General features: G+C 60.9%; 17 protein-coding genes and 1 CRISPR repeat array (1 of these 18 running past the window's edge). Of the genes, 10 read left to right on the forward strand and 7 right to left on the reverse strand.

The window, feature by feature from the left end:
- Positions 1 to 85 precede the first annotated feature (85 nt).
- From Mlute_RS03385 to Mlute_RS03405, 5 genes are all read left to right on the forward strand, one after another.
- Positions 86 to 901, forward strand: a complete 816-nt coding sequence (locus Mlute_RS03385; RefSeq protein WP_119359348.1) for a pyruvate, water dikinase regulatory protein — start codon at positions 86 to 88, stop codon at positions 899 to 901.
- Positions 902 to 1,019: 118 nt separating this feature from the next.
- Positions 1,020 to 1,775 carry a Fe-S cluster assembly ATPase SufC gene (gene sufC / locus Mlute_RS03390; protein WP_119359349.1) on the forward strand — a complete coding sequence of 252 codons (756 nt, stop codon included), beginning with the start codon at positions 1,020 to 1,022 and terminating at the stop codon, positions 1,773 to 1,775.
- 31 nt (positions 1,776 to 1,806) lie between these two features.
- Complete coding sequence (gene sufB / locus Mlute_RS03395; protein ID WP_119359350.1) at positions 1,807 to 3,216, forward strand: Fe-S cluster assembly protein SufB; 1,410 nt, start codon at positions 1,807 to 1,809, stop codon at positions 3,214 to 3,216.
- A 38-nt stretch (positions 3,217 to 3,254) separates the two neighbouring features.
- Positions 3,255 to 4,589 (forward strand): Fe-S cluster assembly protein SufD, encoded by a 1,335-nt coding sequence (gene sufD / locus Mlute_RS03400; RefSeq protein ID WP_119359351.1) that lies wholly within the window; start codon positions 3,255 to 3,257, stop codon positions 4,587 to 4,589.
- 11 nt (positions 4,590 to 4,600) lie between these two features.
- Positions 4,601 to 4,915, forward strand: coding sequence for a Rieske (2Fe-2S) protein (locus Mlute_RS03405; protein ID WP_119359352.1), 315 nt, complete (start codon positions 4,601 to 4,603; stop codon positions 4,913 to 4,915).
- A 77-nt stretch (positions 4,916 to 4,992) separates the two neighbouring features.
- On the opposite strand, the gene cas6 is transcribed toward Mlute_RS03405, so the two are convergent.
- The 7 genes from cas6 to Mlute_RS03440 all read right to left on the reverse strand — a co-directional run bounded on the left by cas6 (position 4,993) and on the right by Mlute_RS03440 (position 14,283).
- Positions 4,993 to 5,844 (reverse strand): CRISPR-associated endoribonuclease Cas6, encoded by an 852-nt coding sequence (cas6, locus tag Mlute_RS03410; protein WP_119359353.1) that lies wholly within the window; start codon positions 5,842 to 5,844, stop codon positions 4,993 to 4,995.
- Positions 5,844 to 8,468: a CRISPR-associated helicase Cas3' gene (gene cas3, locus Mlute_RS03415; RefSeq protein WP_147371026.1), complete on the reverse strand. Its 2,625-nt coding sequence runs from the start codon at positions 8,466 to 8,468 to the stop codon at positions 5,844 to 5,846. Before cas3 ends, cas6 begins: the two co-directional genes overlap by 1 nt.
- 89 nt (positions 8,469 to 8,557) lie before the next feature.
- Positions 8,558 to 9,361, reverse strand: coding sequence for a hypothetical protein (locus tag Mlute_RS03420; RefSeq protein WP_147371027.1), 804 nt, complete (start codon positions 9,359 to 9,361; stop codon positions 8,558 to 8,560).
- A 2-nt stretch (positions 9,362 to 9,363) separates the two neighbouring features.
- The gene (locus tag Mlute_RS03425) at positions 9,364 to 10,233 is read right to left on the reverse strand and encodes a hypothetical protein (RefSeq protein WP_119359356.1); all 870 of its coding nucleotides are present in this window, start codon (positions 10,231 to 10,233) and stop codon (positions 9,364 to 9,366) included.
- A 9-nt stretch (positions 10,234 to 10,242) separates the two neighbouring features.
- A complete protein-coding gene (locus tag Mlute_RS03430; protein WP_147371028.1) occupies positions 10,243 to 12,273 on the reverse strand; it encodes a hypothetical protein in 2,031 nt (676 codons plus the stop codon).
- Positions 12,274 to 12,532: 259 nt separating this feature from the next.
- Positions 12,533 to 13,507: a helix-turn-helix transcriptional regulator gene (locus Mlute_RS03435; protein WP_119359358.1), complete on the reverse strand. Its 975-nt coding sequence runs from the start codon at positions 13,505 to 13,507 to the stop codon at positions 12,533 to 12,535.
- 14 nt (positions 13,508 to 13,521) lie between these two features.
- On the reverse strand, positions 13,522 to 14,283 hold the full coding sequence (locus Mlute_RS03440) for a PD-(D/E)XK nuclease family protein (protein ID WP_119359359.1): 762 nt from the start codon (positions 14,281 to 14,283) through the stop codon (positions 13,522 to 13,524).
- 101 nt (positions 14,284 to 14,384) lie between these two features.
- Between Mlute_RS03440 and Mlute_RS03445 the strand changes: the two genes are divergently transcribed.
- The 5 genes from Mlute_RS03445 to cas2 are packed head-to-tail and all read left to right on the forward strand — an operon-like array spanning position 14,385 to position 16,930.
- On the forward strand, positions 14,385 to 14,660 hold the full coding sequence (locus Mlute_RS03445; RefSeq protein WP_119359360.1) for a type II toxin-antitoxin system Phd/YefM family antitoxin: 276 nt from the start codon (positions 14,385 to 14,387) through the stop codon (positions 14,658 to 14,660).
- Positions 14,657 to 15,091 (forward strand): type II toxin-antitoxin system VapC family toxin, encoded by a 435-nt coding sequence (locus Mlute_RS03450; protein WP_119359361.1) that lies wholly within the window; start codon positions 14,657 to 14,659, stop codon positions 15,089 to 15,091. The genes Mlute_RS03445 and Mlute_RS03450 overlap by 4 nt, the downstream gene beginning before the upstream one ends.
- Before the next feature lie 23 nt (positions 15,092 to 15,114).
- Positions 15,115 to 15,681, forward strand: a complete 567-nt coding sequence (gene cas4, locus Mlute_RS03455) for a CRISPR-associated protein Cas4 (RefSeq protein WP_119359362.1) — start codon at positions 15,115 to 15,117, stop codon at positions 15,679 to 15,681.
- On the forward strand, positions 15,672 to 16,649 hold the full coding sequence (cas1, locus tag Mlute_RS03460; RefSeq protein WP_182482463.1) for a CRISPR-associated endonuclease Cas1: 978 nt from the start codon (positions 15,672 to 15,674) through the stop codon (positions 16,647 to 16,649). Before cas4 ends, cas1 begins: the two co-directional genes overlap by 10 nt.
- Entirely contained in the window at positions 16,646 to 16,930 is a 285-nt protein-coding gene (gene cas2, locus Mlute_RS03465; RefSeq protein WP_119359364.1) for a CRISPR-associated endonuclease Cas2, read from the forward strand. Before cas1 ends, cas2 begins: the two co-directional genes overlap by 4 nt.
- A 238-nt stretch (positions 16,931 to 17,168) precedes the next feature.
- Positions 17,169 to 20,720: a CRISPR direct-repeat array (repeat unit 36 nt; unit sequence GTCGCAAAGCCTGTTAGCCTCGTAGAGGATTGAAAC) (it continues 1,230 nt past the right edge of the window).

Consider the following 20,720-nt stretch of genomic DNA (forward strand, 5'->3'; position numbering starts at 1 on the left):
GGGGGAGGGGGCCGGTTTGGTGTATATATAGCTTGTTTTTCGGTGTATTCTGCGATACACACATAAACTACACTGTTATTCGGGTATGCAGCGCACGGTCTTCATCGTTTCTGACCACACCGGGCTTACCGCCGAGTCGGTGGCCCGAAGCCTTCTGGCCCAGTTTGAGGGAATCTCTTTTCGCTACGTCACGCGCCCTTTTACGGACAGCGAGGAGGAGGTCTACGACCTCCTTTACGAAATCAACGCCACTTTTGAGCAGGAGGGGGTGCGGCCCATCGTCTTCTCCACCCTGGCCAACCCTGTGCTCAACGACCAGCTCAAGACCGCCCCAGCGCTGCACTTTGACCTCTTCCGCACCTATTTGGGTGAACTCGAGCGGGAGCTAGGCCGGCCTCCCATGGGCCGGGTGGGGCGGCTGCACAGCATCAGCGACCGCAACTACTTTGCCCGTATAGAGGCGGTGGACTTCGCCCTTTCCACCGACGATGGGCTGGGCGAGCGCTACTACCAGATGGCCGATGTGATCCTCACCGGGGTAAGCCGGGCTGGGAAGACCCCCACCTGCTTGTTCCTGGGCATGCAGTACGGCATCCGGGCCTCCAACTATCCCCTTGTCGAGGCCGACTTTGAGCGCGAGACCTTGCCCGAGCCTATCCGCCCGTACCACCAGAAGGTCTTCGGCCTTACCATCCAGCCCTTTCGGCTCCACCAAATCCGCACCCAGCGCAAGCCCGGCAGCCGCTACGCCTCGCTGGAGCAATGCGAGTACGAGGTGCGCCGGGCCGAGCAGCTCTTCCGAAGGCTGAGCATTCGCTACTTTGACACCACCAGCGCTTCGGTGGAGGAGATTGCCGCCAACATCGTTCAGACCGCGGGCCTTCGGCGGCGCATAGATTGATGGGGGATGAGAAATCCCAACTAAACTACTATACTTTCTTGAATATAGGGCGTATACTGCTAATTGCAAGCGATTCGCAGTAAGCTGCTGCGGGCGTTTGTAACCAGAGGGGAAAAACATGGCCAACGAGCTTGAAATCCGTAACCTGCATGCCCGTATCGTGGACGGCGAAGCCATTCTCAAAGGGGTCAATCTGGTGGTGCCCAAGGGGCAGATTCATGCGGTGATGGGCCCCAACGGGGCCGGCAAGAGCACCTTGGGTAAGGTGATCGCGGGCGACCCGGGCTACGAGGTAACCCAGGGGGACATCCTGGTGGACGGCGAGAGCATCCTGGAACTGGGCCCCGACGAGCGGGCCCGCAAGGGGCTGTTCCTGGCCTTCCAGTACCCGGTGGAGGTGCCGGGGGTCTCCAACGCCAACTTCCTGCGTTTGGCCCTACAGGCCAAGCGGGGTGAGGAGGTGAGCGTCTCCGAGTTCTACGCCAAGCTGCAAAAGGCTCTAGAGACCCTCGAGTGGGACGAGAGCATCCTGACCCGCTACTTGAACGACGGCTTCTCCGGGGGGGAGAAGAAGCGCAACGAGATCATGCACATGATGGTGCTGGAGCCCACCTACGCTATCTTGGACGAAACCGACTCGGGGCTGGACATTGACGCCCTGAAGCTCGTGGCCAAGGGGGTGAACGCCATGCGGGGGCCCAACTTTGGGGCGCTTCTCATCACCCACTACCAGCGCATCCTGAATTACATTGTGCCCGACGCGGTGCACGTGATGATTGATGGCCGCATCGTCACCTCGGGCGGGCCTGAGCTGGCCATGAAGCTCGAGGAGCAGGGCTACGACTGGGTCAAAGAGCTAGCGGTGGCCAACTAGACGCCGGCTGCTATGGCCGAAGGGGGCTGTTATGTCCGAGAACATCCTGGTTGAAGACATCGGGAACGAATACAAGTACGGCTTTGTGGACGAGGTCAAGCCGGTATGGAAGGCTGAGAAGGGGCTTTCTAGGCGGGTGGTGGAGGCCATCAGCTACCACAAGGAAGAGCCCGCTTGGATGCTCCAGTTCCGCCTCAAGGCGCTGGAGATTTACCAGGCCAAGCCGGTGCCCACCTGGGGGGCCGACCTCTCGGGCCTCAACATGGACGAGATTTACTTCTACGCCAAACCCACCGAGAAGCGCGACGCCCAAAGCTGGGAAGAGGTGCCCGAGGCCATCCGCCGCACCTACGAGCGGCTGGGCATCCCCGAGGCTGAGCGCAGGGTGCTGGCCGGGGTGGGGGCCCAGTACGACTCGGAGATGGTCTACCACCAGGTACGCGAGGAGCTCAAGCGCCAGGGGGTGATTTTCGTCTCCATTGAGGAGGGGCTCAGGCAGTATGAGGACCTCTTCCGCGAGTACTTCGCCACCGTGGTACCCCCGGAGGACAACAAGTACGCCGCGCTCAACTCCGCGGTCTGGTCAGGGGGGAGCTTTGTCTACGTGCCCAAGGGGGTCAAAGTGGAGCTGCCCCTTCAGGCTTACTTCCGGGTGAACACCGCTGAGCTTGGGCAGTTTGAACGCACCCTCATCATCGTGGACGAGGGCGCCGAGGTGCACTACATCGAGGGTTGCACCGCGCCCGTTTACACCACCGACTCCTTCCACTCCGGAGTGATTGAGATTGTGGTCAACCAAGGGGCCCGTAGCCGCTACACCACCATCCAGAACTGGCCCCACAACATGTACAACCTGGTAACCCAGCGGGCCATCGTGAAGAAGGACGCCTACCACATGTGGCTGGACGGCAACCTGGGCTCCAAGGTGACCATGAAGTACCCCTCTTCCTACCTGGTGGAAGAGGGGGCCCGCTCGGACATCCTCTCCATCGCCTTCGCCAACACCGGCCAGCACCAAGACGCCGGCGGCAAGCTGATTTTTGCGGCCTCCCACACTGGCGGTTCGGTGGTCTCCAAGAGCATCTCCAAGGGCTCGGGCCGCAGCAGCTACCGGGGCCTGATTAAGGTCTACGAGGGGGCCAAGCATGTCAAGGTGAACGTGGAGTGCGACGCCCTTTTGATCAACGAGGAGTCCCGCACCGACACCTACCCCTACATGGAGATTGAGGACGACACCGCCACCGTGGGCCACGAGGCTACCGTGAGCCGCCTCAACGACGAGCAGATTTTCTACCTGCAAAGCCGGGGCCTGCCTGAAGACGAGGCCGCCGCGCTGATTGTGCGTGGCTTCATTGAGCCGGTAGCCAAGGAGCTGCCCCTCGAGTACGCTGTGGAGCTGAACCGCTTGATTGAGCTGGAGATGGAAGGGTCGGTGGGCTAGCCCGCCGGGAACCGCCAGTCTGGATGGAATCTTTAGTTATGGAGCTGACCACTACCCTTTCTCGTGACCTGGTCTTGCAGCTTTCCAAGGGGCTGGGCGAGCCCGAGTGGCTCCTGAACCAGCGCCTGGCGGCCTGGGAGACTTTTGTCAAGTTGCCCTACCCCACCACCCGCACCGAGGAGTGGAAGTACACCGACATCTCCGGGGTGCCCTTTGAGTCGCTGGCCCCTGAGCAACCCCGCGGCCGGAAAGGCCCGATTCCCGAGGCGGTCCAGGCCCGCATTGCCCAGGCCGAACTAGCAGGCTACGCGGTGTTTGTGGGCTCCGACTTGGTGCATGTGGAGCTGCCCGAGGCCTACCGCGCCCAGGGGGTTATCTTCACCAGCCTGCACGAGGCGTTGAAGGAGCGCCCCGACCTAGTCAAGGACAACCTCTTCAGGACGGTAAACTGGAACGATTTGGTGGGTCCTCAGGCCCGCCGCCCGGAGAACTCCAAGATTCCCGCGCTAAACGCGGCCCTTTTCACCCATGGGGTGTTCCTCTACGTGCCTAAAGAGGTGGAGTTTAGCAAGCCCATTGGGGTCTTCAAGTACCTGGAAGGAGGGTACCTCTCCGGTTCCCGCACCCTGATCGTGGGCGACGAGAACAGCCAGGCGGTCTACATTGAGGAGTATGTTTCTCCCTCCCAGGTGGCCCCCTCGGTCAACACCTCGGCCACCGAGATCGTGCTCAAGCAAGGGGCCAAGGTGCGCCACGCCCACATCCAGCTTTTGGGCCAGGGCTTCTACCACTTCCACCGCCAGCGGGCCCTTTTGGAGCGGGACGCGGCCCTCAACGACCTGGTGGTGAACATGGGGGCCAGCCTGAGCCGGGCCGAGGTGCAGTCGGAGATGCTGGGGCCGGGTTCGGCCTCGGAGATGCTGGGCCTGTACTTCACCACCGGAACGCAGCACGTGGACCACTACACCCTGCAGCACCACGTGGCCGACCACGCCTACTCCGATGTGCTCTACAAGGGTGCAGCCAAAGACCAGAGCCGCACCGTGTACGCGGGGCTTATCAAGGTAGAGCAAGGGGCCCAGAAGACCGACGCCTACCAGACCAACCGCAACCTGCTGCTTTCGGAGGACGCCCGGGCCGACTCGGTTCCCCAGCTCGAGATTGGCGCTAACGACGTAAAGTGCTCCCACGGCTCCTCCACCGCGCCGGTGGCTCCCGAGGAGCTCTTCTACCTGATGAGCCGGGGCCTGCCGCGCCACATGGCCCAACAGATTCTGGTCAAGGGGCACATGGCCGATGTGCTTACCCGCATCCCCATAGAGCCTCTGCGGCAGCACATTGAGAGCATCATCGAGGAGAAAGTGCGCGTTTAGGGGCGCCTGCTATGTGGGTTCCTGTTGCCCGGCTCGAGCAGTTTGAGAACGGCCGCCTGGTGGTGCGGGTGGAAGGGGAGAAGACCCCGGTGCTGCTGCTTTACACCGGGGAGGAGGTCTTTGCCATCGCCGACGTGTGCACCCACGACAAGAACCCCCTTTCTGATGGCCCCCTGGACCTCACGCCGGGCGCTGAAACCATCCAGTGTACCCGCCATGGCGCCCGCTTCAACCTGCGCACGGGTAAGGCCACCCTGCCTGCCCCCCGCCCGGTGAAGGTCTATCCTGCCAGGCTCGAGGATGGGCAGGTCTGGTTGGAGGTGTAAGGGCGGCTTGACCTTTTTGGTGGCCGGAACCTCGGCCACCACGCCTTTTTTCCCGTTGCGCCAGGCCCGGGCGCACGTCAGGTCAGGGCGGTACGGAAGCCATGGGAAGGCGGTGAAGCCGGACTGTGGCTCGACCTAGCCTTAGGCCTAGGAGAGGGTTGCACCCTAGCAACGCCCATGCCATATGGGGTCTTGGCTCCCACGCCGCTGTAGAAGGCCAAAGCCGAGAGTCTTCCTAGAGCCTCCTGGGCTTCGAGGCTCTCGCTATGGAGCTTAAGGGTTACCTCTCCGGTGAACCCAGGGAAGAAACTTTTCCCAGCCTGGACACGGTGGAAGCGCAAGCTGTGGAAGCCCGCGAGCTCGAGATCTAGTTCAAAAAGGATGCGCAGAGCGGCCTCCTCTCTGGGAGGGTAAGGATAGGGGCTGTGGGCCTGCCACTTGTCCAGGAGCGAGCCCACAATGAGCCGGGGGTCGGGAAGGGGAGTATAGCGGGTACGCCCGCCCGGCTTGGAGGTGGCGAAGACCGTAGGGCTTTGGAAGAAGAGGGTGGCTTCCCGTCGCCTAGGAGCCTTTTTCAGCTCTGCCCAAGCGCAAGTCCCAGCCATAGAATGCCCCTCGGGGGTGGCCAAAACCCGCATGAGTCGGTAGGGGGTGTCCCCCAGCGGAAGGCCCTCGGGGGCCGCCTCGAGCAGTACCCGCAGAAAAGGGGCGAAAAGCCCGTCGTCCAGGGTGGTGAAGCGCAGGAAGAGGGCTCTGTTCCTCCCGATCAGGGGCGCCAGGGTAAAGGGCTTGCGCGGGGCCTCGTGGAGCCTTTGGGCAAGCTCTGGGTCCATCCGGGAGAGCAGGGCGAAGAAGAGGCCATGGGCGTACTTGGCGGGGTAGAGGGGGGTCTTTTCGCCGATGAGCTCGAGGACGACAGCGTGGGGCATCAGGCCTCCTTGAGGGCTGTGTCGGCCAAATAGTGCAGGATAATAGGCTTTCCTTGCCGTTTTCCTTTCCCCCTACCTAGACTTTCCTCGGTGTAGTAGAAAACCCCCTCTGTACCTTCATCCTCGTATAACCAGGTGCGCAAACGCACTTTGAGCGGTGGGTCACTGGACCAACGCTCGCGCCGAAAGATACGAGGAAGCTGAACCAACCCTTCATCGCGGCGATATGTTTGAGCCAACTCCCCTTTCAAAACCAACCGGTAGCGCCCCCGGTACAGATCGCCCCAGGTGGTCAAAGGTTCCCACCCACCTTGTATGCTTTTGTCGGTGTCACGGTGGGCTCGGTAGACCTCGAGCCGCCAGTTCCTCGCCTCTTCTGGGCTTGGGGCCAGGTGGGGTTGCTTCGAACTGTAGCTGAGCCGACCCACAGGAACCTCGACCTCCCAGGGATCTGCCTCATCCTCGCGTACAACCACGGTCAGCGTCGGTTCCCAGCTTCGGGTAGCGATAAAACCGAGTTGGTGCAGGGGTTCGTATTCCAGACGGTACTCGTAGACGTAGCGGGAAAGCAGGCGGAAGGCCACCTCGGCTCGAGGGTCCTGTAAAACGGGTCGTGGGTAAACTTCAAGAAGCCGCCGAGCCTCCTCAGGACCCAGGGCTTCCATTTCCCGCAAAAGTGAGATGTACTTCTCCAGAGCCTCCCTTTCTTCCCTAAGGGGGTTTAGGTAATTCGGGATCCAGGAGCCCACCACCCGTACCTCTGCATTGGCTACTGTGCCCCGGCGATTCACCCGCCCTGCTCGTTGTACCAAGGCCTCAGGGGTGCAGAACTCGGTAATCAGATGGGTCGCGTTCAGGTCTACACCCACCTCAATGGCCGAGGTGCTCACCAGCACATAGGGCTTTTCCTGCTCATCCAGCTCCTTCACCCGCTTGTAGACCAGCCGTCGCCACCCAGGGTCTAGCCGTCCGTGGTAAAGGAAGAGATTGGATCCTAGCAACGCCTCCTGTGAAGGCTCAGACAACGGGCTAAGGTCCGAAGGCCGGTCTTGCTTGAGCGCCCGGTAGACCAATGCTGCGTCCTTAACCCGATCCAGGCTCAGGATGACCCGCTCCTTACCGCTCCATACCTCACGCAACTCGCTCAACAGGGCTTCTCTACGAGATGCCTTGTGGGCTTTAAAGTCCTCTGGAGGGTTGCCCTCGGCTTTGAACAAAAGTTTCCGCTGGCCCATGTAAGGACCGCGGCCCATTTCCCTCTTTAGCCTCTCTTCATCTGTGAAGTTTAGGGGGGTAAAGCCCTTAGGCAGGCTTTCCTTATAACTCTGGGGCATGGTAGCGGTCATGACCACAAGGGGATGGCCGCGCACGTGGAGGGCCTCGAGGAGCCGGGAAAAGTTGGTGAAGGCCGTACCCTCGTAGGTGTGAGCTTCATCAAAGACAAAAGCGGTGGAAGGTTGCCCTAGCCGTAGGGGATAAGCGTAGGACTTGCGCTCGGGGTCATAGCCGAAGTAGCGATAGAGCAGTTTGTCCAGCGTGGTGAGGACCAGATCGCCTCGGTACAGGTGGCGCTTTAGCGAGGTTCTGACCTCCCCCTTGCTGAAAAGCATGTACTCTATCCGATCCCCGGTGTCCACAATGAGCCGGTAGGTGCGGTGGGAAATGCTGCTCAATGTTTTCAGAATTCGCTCGAAGCGAGCCAGGTGGTCTTCCAAGAGGGCCTTGGCCGGAAGCACCAGCACCACACGCCGATTTTGAGCGAGCAGGGGTAGGGCGGCTGCTTCTGTCTTGCCGCTACCGGTGGGGGCCATCAGGAGAAGGGCGTCGTTTTCACTGTGCAGGTGCTCCCAGACTTCTTTTTGCAACGCGTTGGGTGAGAAGCCACACACCCGCTCATAGAAAGTATGGCAGTCGCTGGAAGCAGGCGGAGCTTCCCCTCTGCCCTCTTCGCTCCACGGCAGAAGGCGCACTTCAACCCTGACTTCTTCGCCCCCTTTCAAGGCTAAGCTCTCGAGGTGTCGTACGCGCTCTGCCAAGCCCTTTTCCTTCCAACCTTCCTCCAGCGCATGAACCTGAAAGCAGAACGTAAGCGTGAGAGGGTCGGTGAAGGGAAATGGATCGAGGCGAAACACCAGGGGCCCCGTTCCGTAGGGGAAGGGAGGACCCTGGACATGGGTTTCCGGGGGATGCACCTCAAAAGAGAGGAAGGGTGTTTCCCGCGCCTCTCCCGCCCAGATCCAGCCCGAGAGTTCAGCCTCGATCTGATCGCACATCTGGTAGGTGTAGAGGTCGCTGGCGAAGCGCCGCCTTACCGTATCCGGTTCAAGGTCTCCCTGTCCTTGCTCAACCAACCGATACACTGCCCGGACCACCTCCGGCGTGGAATAGTCATGGTGCCCGCGTTCGATGGCACGGGCGTAGGGATCGTCCAGACCTTCTGGCAAGCGGAAGCGATGGCCGGAGAAGCTGTAGCTCCAGCCACGGCTCCCCTGGGGCGGGAGGATACGAAAGGTATATTGCTTACCCCAGTCGTGGTGCCGTACCGCTTCTAAGAGCTTCCCCTGGGTGGCCTCATGCAGGGCAAACTCCCCTTCCATGGCCCAGTGACGAAGCAAAGTTTCCACGTTTTGACGGTGGTTCTCCAGGGGCTGAAAGGCGACCTTCTCTAGTCGCTCGCCTTTGGGAGGCCAGAAGAAAACCCGCCCTATCCCTTTCACGACCACACCTCTACCAAGCTTTGGGGTACACGGAAGCCCTCAGCCACCCACCAGTCAGTTTCCATTTGTCCCCCTTCAGGAAAGGCCATAGGGAATTGTTCGAAACCCTTTATAGGGGCGGGGTCTTGCCAATTCCCCACACCTTCCCATACTGGCTTGTAAAGTGTGTAGACGCTAAAGTTGAGTTCCCCCTGGGTTGCACCGTTTATGGCCTCCTCAAGGGTGATTAGGGTGCGGGGTTCGGCCCGTCCCCGCTCTGAGCGGAAGGATAGTACTGGCGAAACAAACTCGAGATAGGCGTACCCTTCCTTGCCGAGCTTGCCCCCATACGGCAGGGTCTCGTTCTCTGACCTAAAGGGTGCGACCAGGGCCTCGAGGGGTTCTTTCTCCTGGCAAAGGACATAGCCCACAAAGTGCTCCTCGAGCAGGTACTCCCAGGAGTGGAGCTGCGGGGCCTCCATGTCGGCAGTGACCAACGCAGAGCGCGTCTTCGAGGCAAACCCCTTGGTGCCGTGCCTCTTTGTGCGGTGGGGCACGGGCTTGATGCGTTCAGAATAAGCTCCCAGGCTGATCAAGGGCTTGGGCAGGTAGTAAAAGGGGCTATCCCTGAGGCCAGTTTCCAGGAAGTCCGGTCCTTCAGACTTCGTGGTGCTCGTGGCGTATCGCCAGAGCCGGTATAAGAAGCCCGAGAGGGTACTGGGGGGCACGAAAGGGTAACTGGCGATGTCCAGCATGGAGCCTGGTAACACTCGGAAGGTTAGTGCTCCAGTAGCCCTGAGGACGAACCGAAGACCGTACATAGTTAGACCAAGTGTTCTTTGGCGAATACTTCAGCCATCCGCTCGAGCTCGGCCAGAGCAGCCTCGCCCACCCAGCGGGCGAAGTAGGCATCTTCGGCTTTACCGCTTGCAAAGCTTACTCCCCGAACCCGCCGGGCTTCTTGGCGGAAGCTCGCAAGAGCCTCTTCTATGTCGGTTTGGTGCGGACTGATGATGGGCCTAGCTCCCTTGGGCACTAAGTAGCGGTCAAGGACCAGGTAAGGGCCAAACTCCTCGTCTGAAAGGACACACGCCCCCTTAGGGTTACCCGCCCCCACGCGGGGCAGTGCGTTGAGGAAAGCGTAAGCCGCAGCAGCGAACTCCTCCTCGCTCACGCTGAGGGCATGGTTGTAGACCGGGTAGTAAAGGCCCGGCTGGTTGTATTCGCGCCTAAAGGGTGTAGGGTTCTCCTGATCCTTGCCCGAACGCACCAAGTCGGAGGGGTGCATAGCCCGCTGCTTCTCCTGGGGTTCTAGGGTTTGAATTGCCACGCCGCCCCCATGGGTAAGCCGCCCAATAACGGTCTTTTCTCCTGGGCGCAGGGCTCCATAGACACGGCATATTGGGCAGGTTGGCTTGTCACCCTCCGGCTCCATCCGGGCGCAGGTACCTGGGATGCCGCACTCGAGGTGCTCCCCTAGAGTCTTGCCATCTCTGTGCGGGGCCCAAAGCAAGGTGCGCCGCTCGATCCCCCGGCGCTTGGTGGGCGAGAAATAGGCCTTGACCACCTTACCCCCGGGCCCCTCCAGGGTTACCGTCTCCACCCGGTTGACGTTGATCTCTACCTCGTGGCCAAAGTAAAGCTCCTGCGGAGCCTCCAACACCGCATAGATATCCCAGTGGTACCGTTTCATGCTGCCTCCTCAGTCCTGCAAGAGTCTTGGGTAACGGGTGAACAAGAAGAGCTTGACTTGATACAGAAAACCTCTCCAGTCAGCGGGGCTGGGGTACTGGGTAATCAGCCAGGCGTACACAGCAGACAGATCCTCCGGACGGAGGCTCAGAAAGCGGGTAGGACGCCCCTCGATCTCCGCTTGGCCCTCCCGTGAAAGGCTCTGCCCGAATTTTTGGTCTGCCTCCTCCAGCAGTTCTTTGGCCCAGCGGTAGCCGTACTGGTGGCGCTCATCCCAGTAAAGCCGCACCTCGTCGTAGCCGTATCCCTCCGTTCCCTCGGGCGTAGCTCGTGCAGCGGAGGCGCGGTTGAGGAAGAGGGCGGGTTCGGCGTCTGCCAGTTGAATAAGCTTCTTGAGCTCCCGGTCTCTGTCCTCCAACTTGAGGTCGCTACGCTTTTGCAGCGCCCGGCGAGCTTCTTCGGTAAAGGCATAGAGCAGGCTGGCATAACCCACAATGTGTCGTTGTTTCTGCGCCTCTTTCTTGGCCTGTTCATCACCCTTCATGAGTACCTCCATCAAGCTTCCCCGTGCCTCCTCTACCTCCCGCTGGATCGCTGGAAGCTCATTCGTGTCAAAGCCTCCCTCCGCCAACCCTAGGAGCAGCTCGTATTCACCAAAAAGCCAACGCCCCCGGTCAAAGTAGCGCACCGCCCGACCCAGCCGGCGGTTGAGGTCATCCCTGAGGCGAATCTCCTGTCGGTAAGCCCGGGAGAAGACGGCGGTGGCGAAGAGGGTGGAGGGGCTTAGCCGAACCTCGCTACCCTTGTTGTAGAGGTAGACCTCGAGGCCCCTCTGGAATACCTCTGGGGGCAAGGTCAGCGCCAGCTTGGCTAAGGCATAGTGCTTACGGCCCCAAACCTCAGGGGCTGGTCTTCTCTGGCTATCGCTTTCGGTAGCCCGCAGGCCGATGTAATCTCCTGCGCTTGCCCCCAATTCGTTTAGCACCTGCCGTTCCAGGGCCCGCCGGGCCTCTTCGCGAACATCCGCCCAGCCTCCCAGCCGCACCACCTGGGTTTCTGCCGTGAGCTTAACCGGCCCCAGGAGACTAAGGCCCGCACACACAGCACACACCTCTACCGGCCCGCTGGAGCCTGCCGACTGCGCCCGCTGCTCGGGGGCCTCGAAGAGAAGCCGCCGCGATTTGAAGGTGGGGTTATTTCTATCCAGAACCTTTCCGCAGCTGTAGCAGAAGCGCCCATGAGAATCTCCCGCTGGGCGAAAACCACTCACAAATGCGTTGGTAGAAAGCAACGGCGTCAGGGTGTATAGCTCGTATTCCCCCTCAGCTAAGCGAACCATCTCCCAGATGATCTTGGGGAAGATATCCCCACGGGCGGAGTTAAGCTGCTCCCGAGCGGTGGGTCCATACCCGCGGGCTGCTTGCTCTACCTCATAGTAAATCTGCGGATTACGAGCTCTGAGGCGGTCGGGCAGGGTCTGCAAGTCAACGGATCCCCCCAGGACCACTCTGAAAGTTTGGGCGGTTCGACTATTCGGATAATTCTTGATTAGCCGTTCAACCCCTGAGCGCACCTGCTCCTGGAAGGAAAGGGCCTTCTCACGCTTCTTAGCTTCTTCCTCACGCAACTTCGAGGCATTTTTTGCATCGGATTCTTCCAAGGCTTTCTTGGCGAGAATATTGGCCTCCTCCAAATCTCGCCGGTTCACCTCCAAACCCTTTCGCATAGCCAGCCAATAAAGGCCAGCGATGCTAAGGGCGTGCGAGTGGTTGAAGATGGGGGTTTCCAACGTGGAAAACCCCGCACCTCCAGCAAGTTTAGCTGAGTTCAAGGCCAAGACGAAAGTTCGCCGGAATCCCTGAGCACTGGTCAGCTCTTCCAGGAAAGCCCGCCAGCGCTCCTCGAGCCAGAGCCCAGGGTCACTCGGAGCTTCTAAGGGAAACCACAGCACCACGTGACCTGCGCTCTCGCTCTCTACTACTGCCCTGTCACCCTGCTCCAGAAAGCGCACGAACTCGGCCAGCACGTATTCGTATGCCAAGCGAGCCTGGGTTTCGCCAGGGAGGGGATGCTTGTAGAGCAATAGGTGCTTCCCCTCTAATTGGGGTAGACCCTGCGAACAGGAAGCACTACCCCGATTGAGCGCTCGGGCGAGCTGGGGGAACCCGTAATGGACCAACCACTCCAGGACACTCGGGTCACCTTTAAGACAGCCCAACCAGTGTAGGGCCTCTCCGCTGCGTACCGCAGCGAGCGCAGCGTATTTTTTCACTTCTAACCTTGTCATTCCCCCCGGAACTCTAACCAACTTCGGTCACCCCCTCCGGCGACAGATTAGCCTCCACCGCCCCCCGCGCCCACGCCACCACCCTCAGCCTCAACTCCTCCGGCTCGAGCACCCTCGCATGCGGCCCGTACCCCACGATGAAATGCACCAGGTCTTCCGAAAGGGGCACCTCCACCTGCCAGATGACGCTACCGTCCTCGAGGTCTTCCACCTGTTGGGTGGGATGGCGGCGGGTGCGACGGATAAACCCGGCCTTTTCGGGGGAGAAGCGCACCCGGACGCACACCGCCTGCCCCTCGCCGCCAAAGGCCCGGAAGCGGCCCTGCGCATAGGCCCGCACATCGAAGGCGGGCTTAGGGAAGTGCTCGCGGGTGAGCTTGAGGTCCTGAATCTGGTCCAGCCTGAGGTCCTTCACCGGGTCGTGACCGGCCCTGCGGCTATTGTGGTTGGCGCCCACCAGGTAGAGGTGGGGGTCGCGGGCGATGAGGGCGTAAGGGTCGAAGCGGTAGGTCCTGACCTGCCCCTTGGCGTTCTTGTAGGTCACCTCACAGACCCGCCGCTCCCTTATGGCCTGCACCACCCGCTCGAAAAGCCCCTCGGGGTACTCGTCGGCCAAGGGAGTATAGAACACCGGCTCTTCCTTCTGGGCGCGCCCCCACTCCCCTCGGCCCAGCCGCTCCAGGACTCGCCGGGCTAGGGGGGTGAGGTGCTCCAACCGCTCCACCGCAGCCCGAAGGGCCTCCACCTCGGCCTGGGTCAGGCGGAAGGTCATCTCTACCTCCTGAGGGGCCTCGAGGCGGAACCAACCCCGTGGAACCTCCGGGTCCTCCTGGTGGGTGCACACCCAAACCCCCAAGGCTTGGGCTTTTTCCCTCAGGCGATACACGCTCTGCCGAGCCACCCCAAGCCGGGTACTTATCTGCTCCACCGGAAGCCCTCTGGGGTGCTCCAGCAAGAGTTGGATGAAATCGGCTACCCGGCTTTCCATGATTCAGAACCAGTTTACTCAGTAACGAGGCTCTGTGCTGCTAACTCCGTTACCTCACCAGTACGGGTGTCCAGCAAGTAGCGCCCGGGGGCTTGCGAAGCCGAGCAGGCGTGAGCGTAAGGGCAGTAGCGACAGGCCCGACCCGGGTTGAGCGCCTTGGGATTGGCTAAGGCGGTGCACAAGCTCTCCTGCATCCGCCTGAGCCGGGCGTAGCCCCAGGGGATGATCTCCTCCGACCAGGGCTCTACCACTTCTTCTCCGCTCTCCAGGCCCACGGCGCGGGCCAACCGGGGAGGATTCCCAGTGGCTCCGTAGGCCAGAAACAGGTAGAGACGGAGCTGTTCCCGGCTGCCCCCTGGGTTTCCCGTCTTCCAGTCCCAAATCTCCTGGCCTAAGAGCAAATCCAGCTTGCCTACGAAGCGCACCGGCTTTCCGTCAAGTTCCAGCTTCCACTCCACGAACGCCTCCACCCGGTGCGCCTCCCCCTCGAGGTTGGGTCGGTAGTCGGCCTCGAAGCGGGCGAGGCCCCTCTGAGCCCGGTTCAGCAGGTCATCCAGCTTCTCGCCTTCGCTAAGCATCACCCGCCGAGGCAAGCGGAAGGCTCCCTGGTTCACCGGGAGACCCAGGCGCAGGCTGGTGGCGATGCGCCCGTGAACCTCCTTGCCCAGGGCTGTGCTGGCAAAGGGGGCAAGGGAAGGCTCTTTGTGTAGCTGGGTCCGCACGTAGCGGCTGGGGCAGGCCAAGTCGGCCTCGAGGGTAGGGTAAAGGGTCGTCATCTGCCCTCGAGCCTGGAGGAGAGCTGTCGCCTCATCCGGTGACAATAGGCGGTCACGTAATTGGTCTTGAGGAGCTATGTAGATATAGCCATAATAGCCATATGCGTAGCGTATCCGTCAGCGAGGCCAAAAACCGGCTAAGCTTGCTCCTGGACTGGGTAAGACAAGGCGAGGAGGTGCTCATCCTGGACCGGGGTACCCCAGTAGCCCGGCTCAGCCCCGTCCCACCGGCCTCCGGGGAGGCTTTGGGCCTTCTGGAACGCTCGGGGCTGGTTCGTCGCGGTAGCGGGAGGGCCGTTCTGGCGGGGCTACCCTGGCCCAAGGCCCGCTCGAGCGCCCTGGAGGCCCTCCTATCCGAGCGGGAGGAAGGGCGTTGAGGTTCTGGGATAGCTCGGCCCTGGTTCCCCTCCTCACCCTCGAGCCCACCTCCTCCCAGATGCTCGCCCTCTACCAGAGCGACCCCGAGCTTTTGGTCTGGTGGGGCACCGAGGTGGAGCTTGCCTCGGCCCTGGCCCGACTGGAGCGGGAAGGGGCGCTACGGCCGGAGGAGGCCGACCAGGCCTTCGCCCGGCTCATGGCCCTCAAGTCCGCTTGGCACGAGGTGCTGCCTTCGGAGGAGGTGCGGGAGGCTGCGAGGCGCTTTCTCCGGGTGCATCCCCTACGGGCCATGGACGCCCTACAACTGGCTGCAGCCTTCGTAGCCAGCCGCGGGAGGCCTTCACAGCTCACCTTTGTCTGTCTGGATGCGCGGTTGTTGTTGGCGGCGAAGCGGGAGGGATTCCCGGTATTAAGTCACCTAGAGGAGTGACACCTCGTGGGTAAAAGGGTGGCATGGACTACTTGCCACTCGCCAGGGTCAACACCGTCGCCTACTGCCCTCGGCGCTTCTACCTGGAATACATCCTGGGCGAACTCTACGCCAACCACCACGTCATCGAGGGTCAGTACCTCCACGAAAGGGCCTACACCGAGCCGGACGAACTCTCGGGGCTTTGGGTTTGGTCGGACCGGCTGGGGTTGGTGGGGGTGGTGGATCGCTTGGAGTGGCGGAAGGGGGAGGCCTTGGTAGTGGAGTACAAGGTGGGCCGGGCCAGCGAAGAAGCCTACCTCTCCGACGCCGTTCAGCTCGCAGCCCAGGCCCTGTGCCTCCTGGAATCACGGGGGATCGAGGCCAAGCGAGGCTTCGTTTACTACCATAAGAGCCACGTCCGCCGCGAGGTGGCCTTCACAGAAGCGCTCTTTGCCGCTGTAGAGAAAGCCGTGGCCCGGATGCGCACCCTTCTTGGGAGCTCCAGACCTCCGGGGGTGGAGGTGCCCCCTGCCAAGTGTGGGGGGTGTAGCGTGCGGGAAGCCTGCCAGCCCGAGCTGTGGCGCAAGGGGGTGGCGGGGTGGGTGTAGTCTATGTGCTCGAGCCCGACGTCTACCTTTCCAAAGAGGGAGGAACCCTCAAGATAGCTCGCCGCGCCGGGCGAGAAGTCCTGCTGCAAAAGCCACTCATCGGCATCGAGGAGATCGTGGTGCTGGGAAATGCGGTAGTGACCCCGGCCCTCCTCAAGCACTGCGCCCAGGAGGGCATCGGCCTGCACTACATGTCCTCTGCGGGCACCTACTACGCAGGCCTCACCCGCACCCCGGCCAAGAACGCCCCGGCGCGGGTGGCCCAGTTCAAGGCTCACCTGGACCCGGCCCGAAAGCTTGCCCTGGCCAAGCGTTTCGTGCTGGGCAAGCTCCGAAACGGTCTGGTGCTCCTCAGGCGCAACGGGGCCCCTGGCTGGGAAGCCCTCCGAGCAGCCATAGCCGACGCCGAGAGAGCCCCGGACGAGGATGCTTTGCGCGGGGTGGAGGGGATGGCTGCCGACGCCTACTTCCGGGCCTTTGCGAGCCTCTTGCCCGAAGGCTTCCAGTTCGCCGAGCGCAACCGCCGTCCGCCCCGCGACCCGGCCAACAGCCTGCTCTCGCTGGCCTACACCCTGCTCGCCAAGGAGTGTGAAAGCGCCCTTCAGATCGCCGGACTGGACCCCTACGTGGGCTTTTTGCACGAAATCCGCTATGGTCGAGCCTCGCTGGCGCTGGACCTGATGGAGGAGTTTCGGAGCATCCTCGCCGACTCGGTGACGCTCTCCCTTTGCAACAATCGCCGCCTCACCCTCGAGGACTTCGACGATGCCGAGGGCTACCCAAGACTGCGCAAGGAAGCCTGGCCTAAGTTCTTAAAGGCCTGGGAGGAACGCCTCGCCGAGCGGGTGCGTCACCCCCTCCTGGGTAAGAGCCTCTCATACCGCCAGACCCTGCTGGCCCAAGCCCGCATCCTCGTCAAGCACCTCCTGGGCGAGCTGCCTCAGTACGAGCCCTTCACGGTGCGATGAAGGAGCTTTACCTCGTCATCGCTTACGATACCCCCTCGGACTCGAGGCGGGCCAAGCTCGTCAGACTCCTCAAGGGTTTTGGCGAAAGGCGGCAATACTCGGTCTTTGAGGCTCGGCTTACCCGCGAGCAGTGGGCCCACCTCAAGGGAAGGTTGGAGGCCTTGGTAGACAAAAAAGAGGACATCCTCGCAGTCTACTTCCTTCCCCCCGAGGCCGTGGGCCGGACCTGGCGGGTCGGCCACGAAGGGCTCAAGCGTCTCGAGGACCCTGACTTTGTATAGCGAGCGCGAAGGCCACCTATGCAAGACCCCGGTAGCCAAGCCGGGGTTCTCCTCGCTCTGGAGGGTGCTCTAACCCTATGCAGGGGGACCTCGAGGCTTCCGTCGCGTGCGCACGGCTTCTTTAGGGCAAAAACCCCCTTTTCCTCCCCAAGTACCCTGGCCCCGCTTGCGCATAGTACCCCCGCGTGCGAAAATGGCCCTAGCGGGATTGTCCAGCACGGCGCTCGCAGGGGCGTCCGTCGCAAAGCCTGTTAGCCTCGTAGAGGATTGAAACAAACTAGCTAGGCTTTCCTCGATGCGCTGATTGGGTCGCAAAGCCTGTTAGCCTCGTAGAGGATTGAAACCAATAAACTCGCGTCTAGTAATCGCGCGAAGCTCCGTCGCAAAGCCTGTTAGCCTCGTAGAGGATTGAAACTGGTCAGGCAGATCCTTGGGCACGGGCCCCACCACGAGTCGCAAAGCCTGTTAGCCTCGTAGAGGATTGAAACCCGAAGAAGTTGGCGCCGTCAGGCCCCTGGGCGCTGGTCGCAAAGCCTGTTAGCCTCGTAGAGGATTGAAACCGGTAGGCTGGCCTGGTTCTCCAAGAGCTTTCGCCTGTCGCAAAGCCTGTTAGCCTCGTAGAGGATTGAAACGCCGTGCATTTGGCGAGGCCTTTGAACGCGAGGCGTCGCAAAGCCTGTTAGCCTCGTAGAGGATTGAAACTCGGGGTAGAGGGAAAACTCGTTATCTGCAACCCTCGTCGCAAAGCCTGTTAGCCTCGTAGAGGATTGAAACCTGGCCAACCCGGTCAAGCTGGTGGGCGGTGTACCGTCGCAAAGCCTGTTAGCCTCGTAGAGGATTGAAACGAGGATGTGCCGTTCTGCTCTAACCCTCATCCTCTAGTCGCAAAGCCTGTTAGCCTCGTAGAGGATTGAAACTATCATGTCTATCACCCCGCGGGCATCGTACCACGCGTCGCAAAGCCTGTTAGCCTCGTAGAGGATTGAAACGAGCCTGAGACGCTCCAGTTCTCCCCTCTCATCTCTGTCGCAAAGCCTGTTAGCCTCGTAGAGGATTGAAACCAGGGCGTCCCCGTCCTGCGCTACTTCGGCTACCCCGTCGCAAAGCCTGTTAGCCTCGTAGAGGATTGAAACGGGCGCTGAACGGGCAGTAGTCATCCCTAACATCCAGGTCGCAAAGCCTGTTAGCCTCGTAGAGGATTGAAACCCCCGCGCCCGCCTGCGCCCCTGATAAGACGGGAGGGTCGCAAAGCCTGTTAGCCTCGTAGAGGATTGAAACTCCCGGAGGTAGGACTGAAACACGCGCACGGGGATGCGTCGCAAAGCCTGTTAGCCTCGTAGAGGATTGAAACGATGCCGGAGGAGCGCGTTTACGAGCGTCTAGAAGCGTCGCAAAGCCTGTTAGCCTCGTAGAGGATTGAAACCTCTCTGGCATCCGTAACGCCGCCAAGGCGTTCTTGGTCGCAAAGCCTGTTAGCCTCGTAGAGGATTGAAACTACCTTCACCCAGGATTGGCTTGCCCCCCGCATGTGTCGCAAAGCCTGTTAGCCTCGTAGAGGATTGAAACACAATCTCTCCACCCGCACGCAAACGCTCCCAGGAGTCGCAAAGCCTGTTAGCCTCGTAGAGGATTGAAACTCTTGTATCTGGGCCACCTTTATAGCGGCCATCCTAGTCGCAAAGCCTGTTAGCCTCGTAGAGGATTGAAACTACCATGACTCTTGCCCATAACCGCCCACGCCCCAAGTCGCAAAGCCTGTTAGCCTCGTAGAGGATTGAAACCAGCTAGACCTTGAGCCGGTGGAGGCCCGCTGGCAAGTCGCAAAGCCTGTTAGCCTCGTAGAGGATTGAAACTCCAGCACCGGCATCACCGACTCCGAGACTCTCCAGGTCGCAAAGCCTGTTAGCCTCGTAGAGGATTGAAACTATCTCCTCCCGCCGGGGGTGGGTGCAGATTGTGCACGTCGCAAAGCCTGTTAGCCTCGTAGAGGATTGAAACGCTCATTGGCGTTCACCTCCCGCGCCCACTCCAGGAGTCGCAAAGCCTGTTAGCCTCGTAGAGGATTGAAACACGTACTCGTCCCGGTGGAGCCGGACCACGCCCACCGTCGCAAAGCCTGTTAGCCTCGTAGAGGATTGAAACCTCAATCAGGACGACGTTCCCCCAGACCCTGTGGGCGTCGCAAAGCCTGTTAGCCTCGTAGAGGATTGAAACGTGCAGGGCCTCCTCGGGGAAGAGGCTCCACCACCGGTCGCAAAGCCTGTTAGCCTCGTAGAGGATTGAAACCCCACGGTGCCGGCCACGCTGGCGTTCACCCGGATCGGTCGCAAAGCCTGTTAGCCTCGTAGAGGATTGAAACCGCGTCGGCGCTCGCGAGGGCACCGCTGGCATTGAGGTCGCAAAGCCTGTTAGCCTCGTAGAGGATTGAAACCAGCTCGTCGAGGCTGTTGATTTTGCGTGGTTCCAAGTCGCAAAGCCTGTTAGCCTCGTAGAGGATTGAAACGCTACCACGCCTCCGCCCTGAGCGGTGCGCCAACGGGTCGCAAAGCCTGTTAGCCTCGTAGAGGATTGAAACGCCCGTTGCTTGGCCTCATTAGTCAGCGCCACCGCGTCGCAAAGCCTGTTAGCCTCGTAGAGGATTGAAACGCATTGCAGGATTTGCCGTCGTTTTTGTTTGCGTATGTCGCAAAGCCTGTTAGCCTCGTAGAGGATTGAAACACCCACCGCCTGATTCCAGCTCAACGCCCAGCACCGTCGCAAAGCCTGTTAGCCTCGTAGAGGATTGAAACCGAGTAGGCGCGGCCATCCAAAATGGTTACGCCCGGGTCGCAAAGCCTGTTAGCCTCGTAGAGGATTGAAACGATGTTGGCCTCGAGGGGCCAGTGAAATACCTTGAGTCGCAAAGCCTGTTAGCCTCGTAGAGGATTGAAACCTCCGCACCGGCTCGTCATAGTCCGAGGCCCACCTGAGTCGCAAAGCCTGTTAGCCTCGTAGAGGATTGAAACGAGAACGCCACGGCCGAACTGCTCGAGGCCCACCGCGTCGCAAAGCCTGTTAGCCTCGTAGAGGATTGAAACCTGTGGATCAGCCCCCGCACCTGGGAGGCACTGGCCGTCGCAAAGCCTGTTAGCCTCGTAGAGGATTGAAACCCGCCGCTGATGCGCTGGTTCGAGCAGCTGGGCCTTGTCGCAAAGCCTGTTAGCCTCGTAGAGGATTGAAACACGGCCTCGAGCCCGATGTCCCGCAGCCGGTCGCGCGTCGCAAAGCCTGTTAGCCTCGTAGAGGATTGAAACTAGGAGCCCACCTGCTGGAATGGCCGCTTGGAAATAGCGTCGCAAAGCCTGTTAGCCTCGTAGAGGATTGAAACCTCCGCACCGGCTCGTCATAGTCCGAGGCCCACCTGAGTCGCAAAGCCTGTTAGCCTCGTAGAGGATTGAAACGCAGAGAGCGCGGGAGCAAATTCGCCGCTGAGGGCGCGTCGCAAAGCCTGTTAGCCTCGTAGAGGATTGAAACACTCGCCACCATGCGGTTGAAGCGTTTGCTGCCCCGTCGCAAAGCCTGTTAGCCTCGTAGAGGATTGAAACAGAAACTAGCATTGTTGTTGGAGTTACAGTTTTCGCGTCGCAAAGCCTGTTAGCCTCGTAGAGGATTGAAACCGGCCGCTACCGCCTGTACAACTCCTCGGCCCTCGTCGCAAAGCCTGTTAGCCTCGTAGAGGATTGAAACGGTCGCCAGATACACATGGTGCCACGAATCCCCCCCGGTCGCAAAGCCTGTTAGCCTCGTAGAG

It is taken from the genome of Meiothermus luteus, from assembly GCF_003574085.1.
GTDB lineage: Bacteria > Deinococcota > Deinococci > Deinococcales > Thermaceae > Meiothermus > Meiothermus luteus.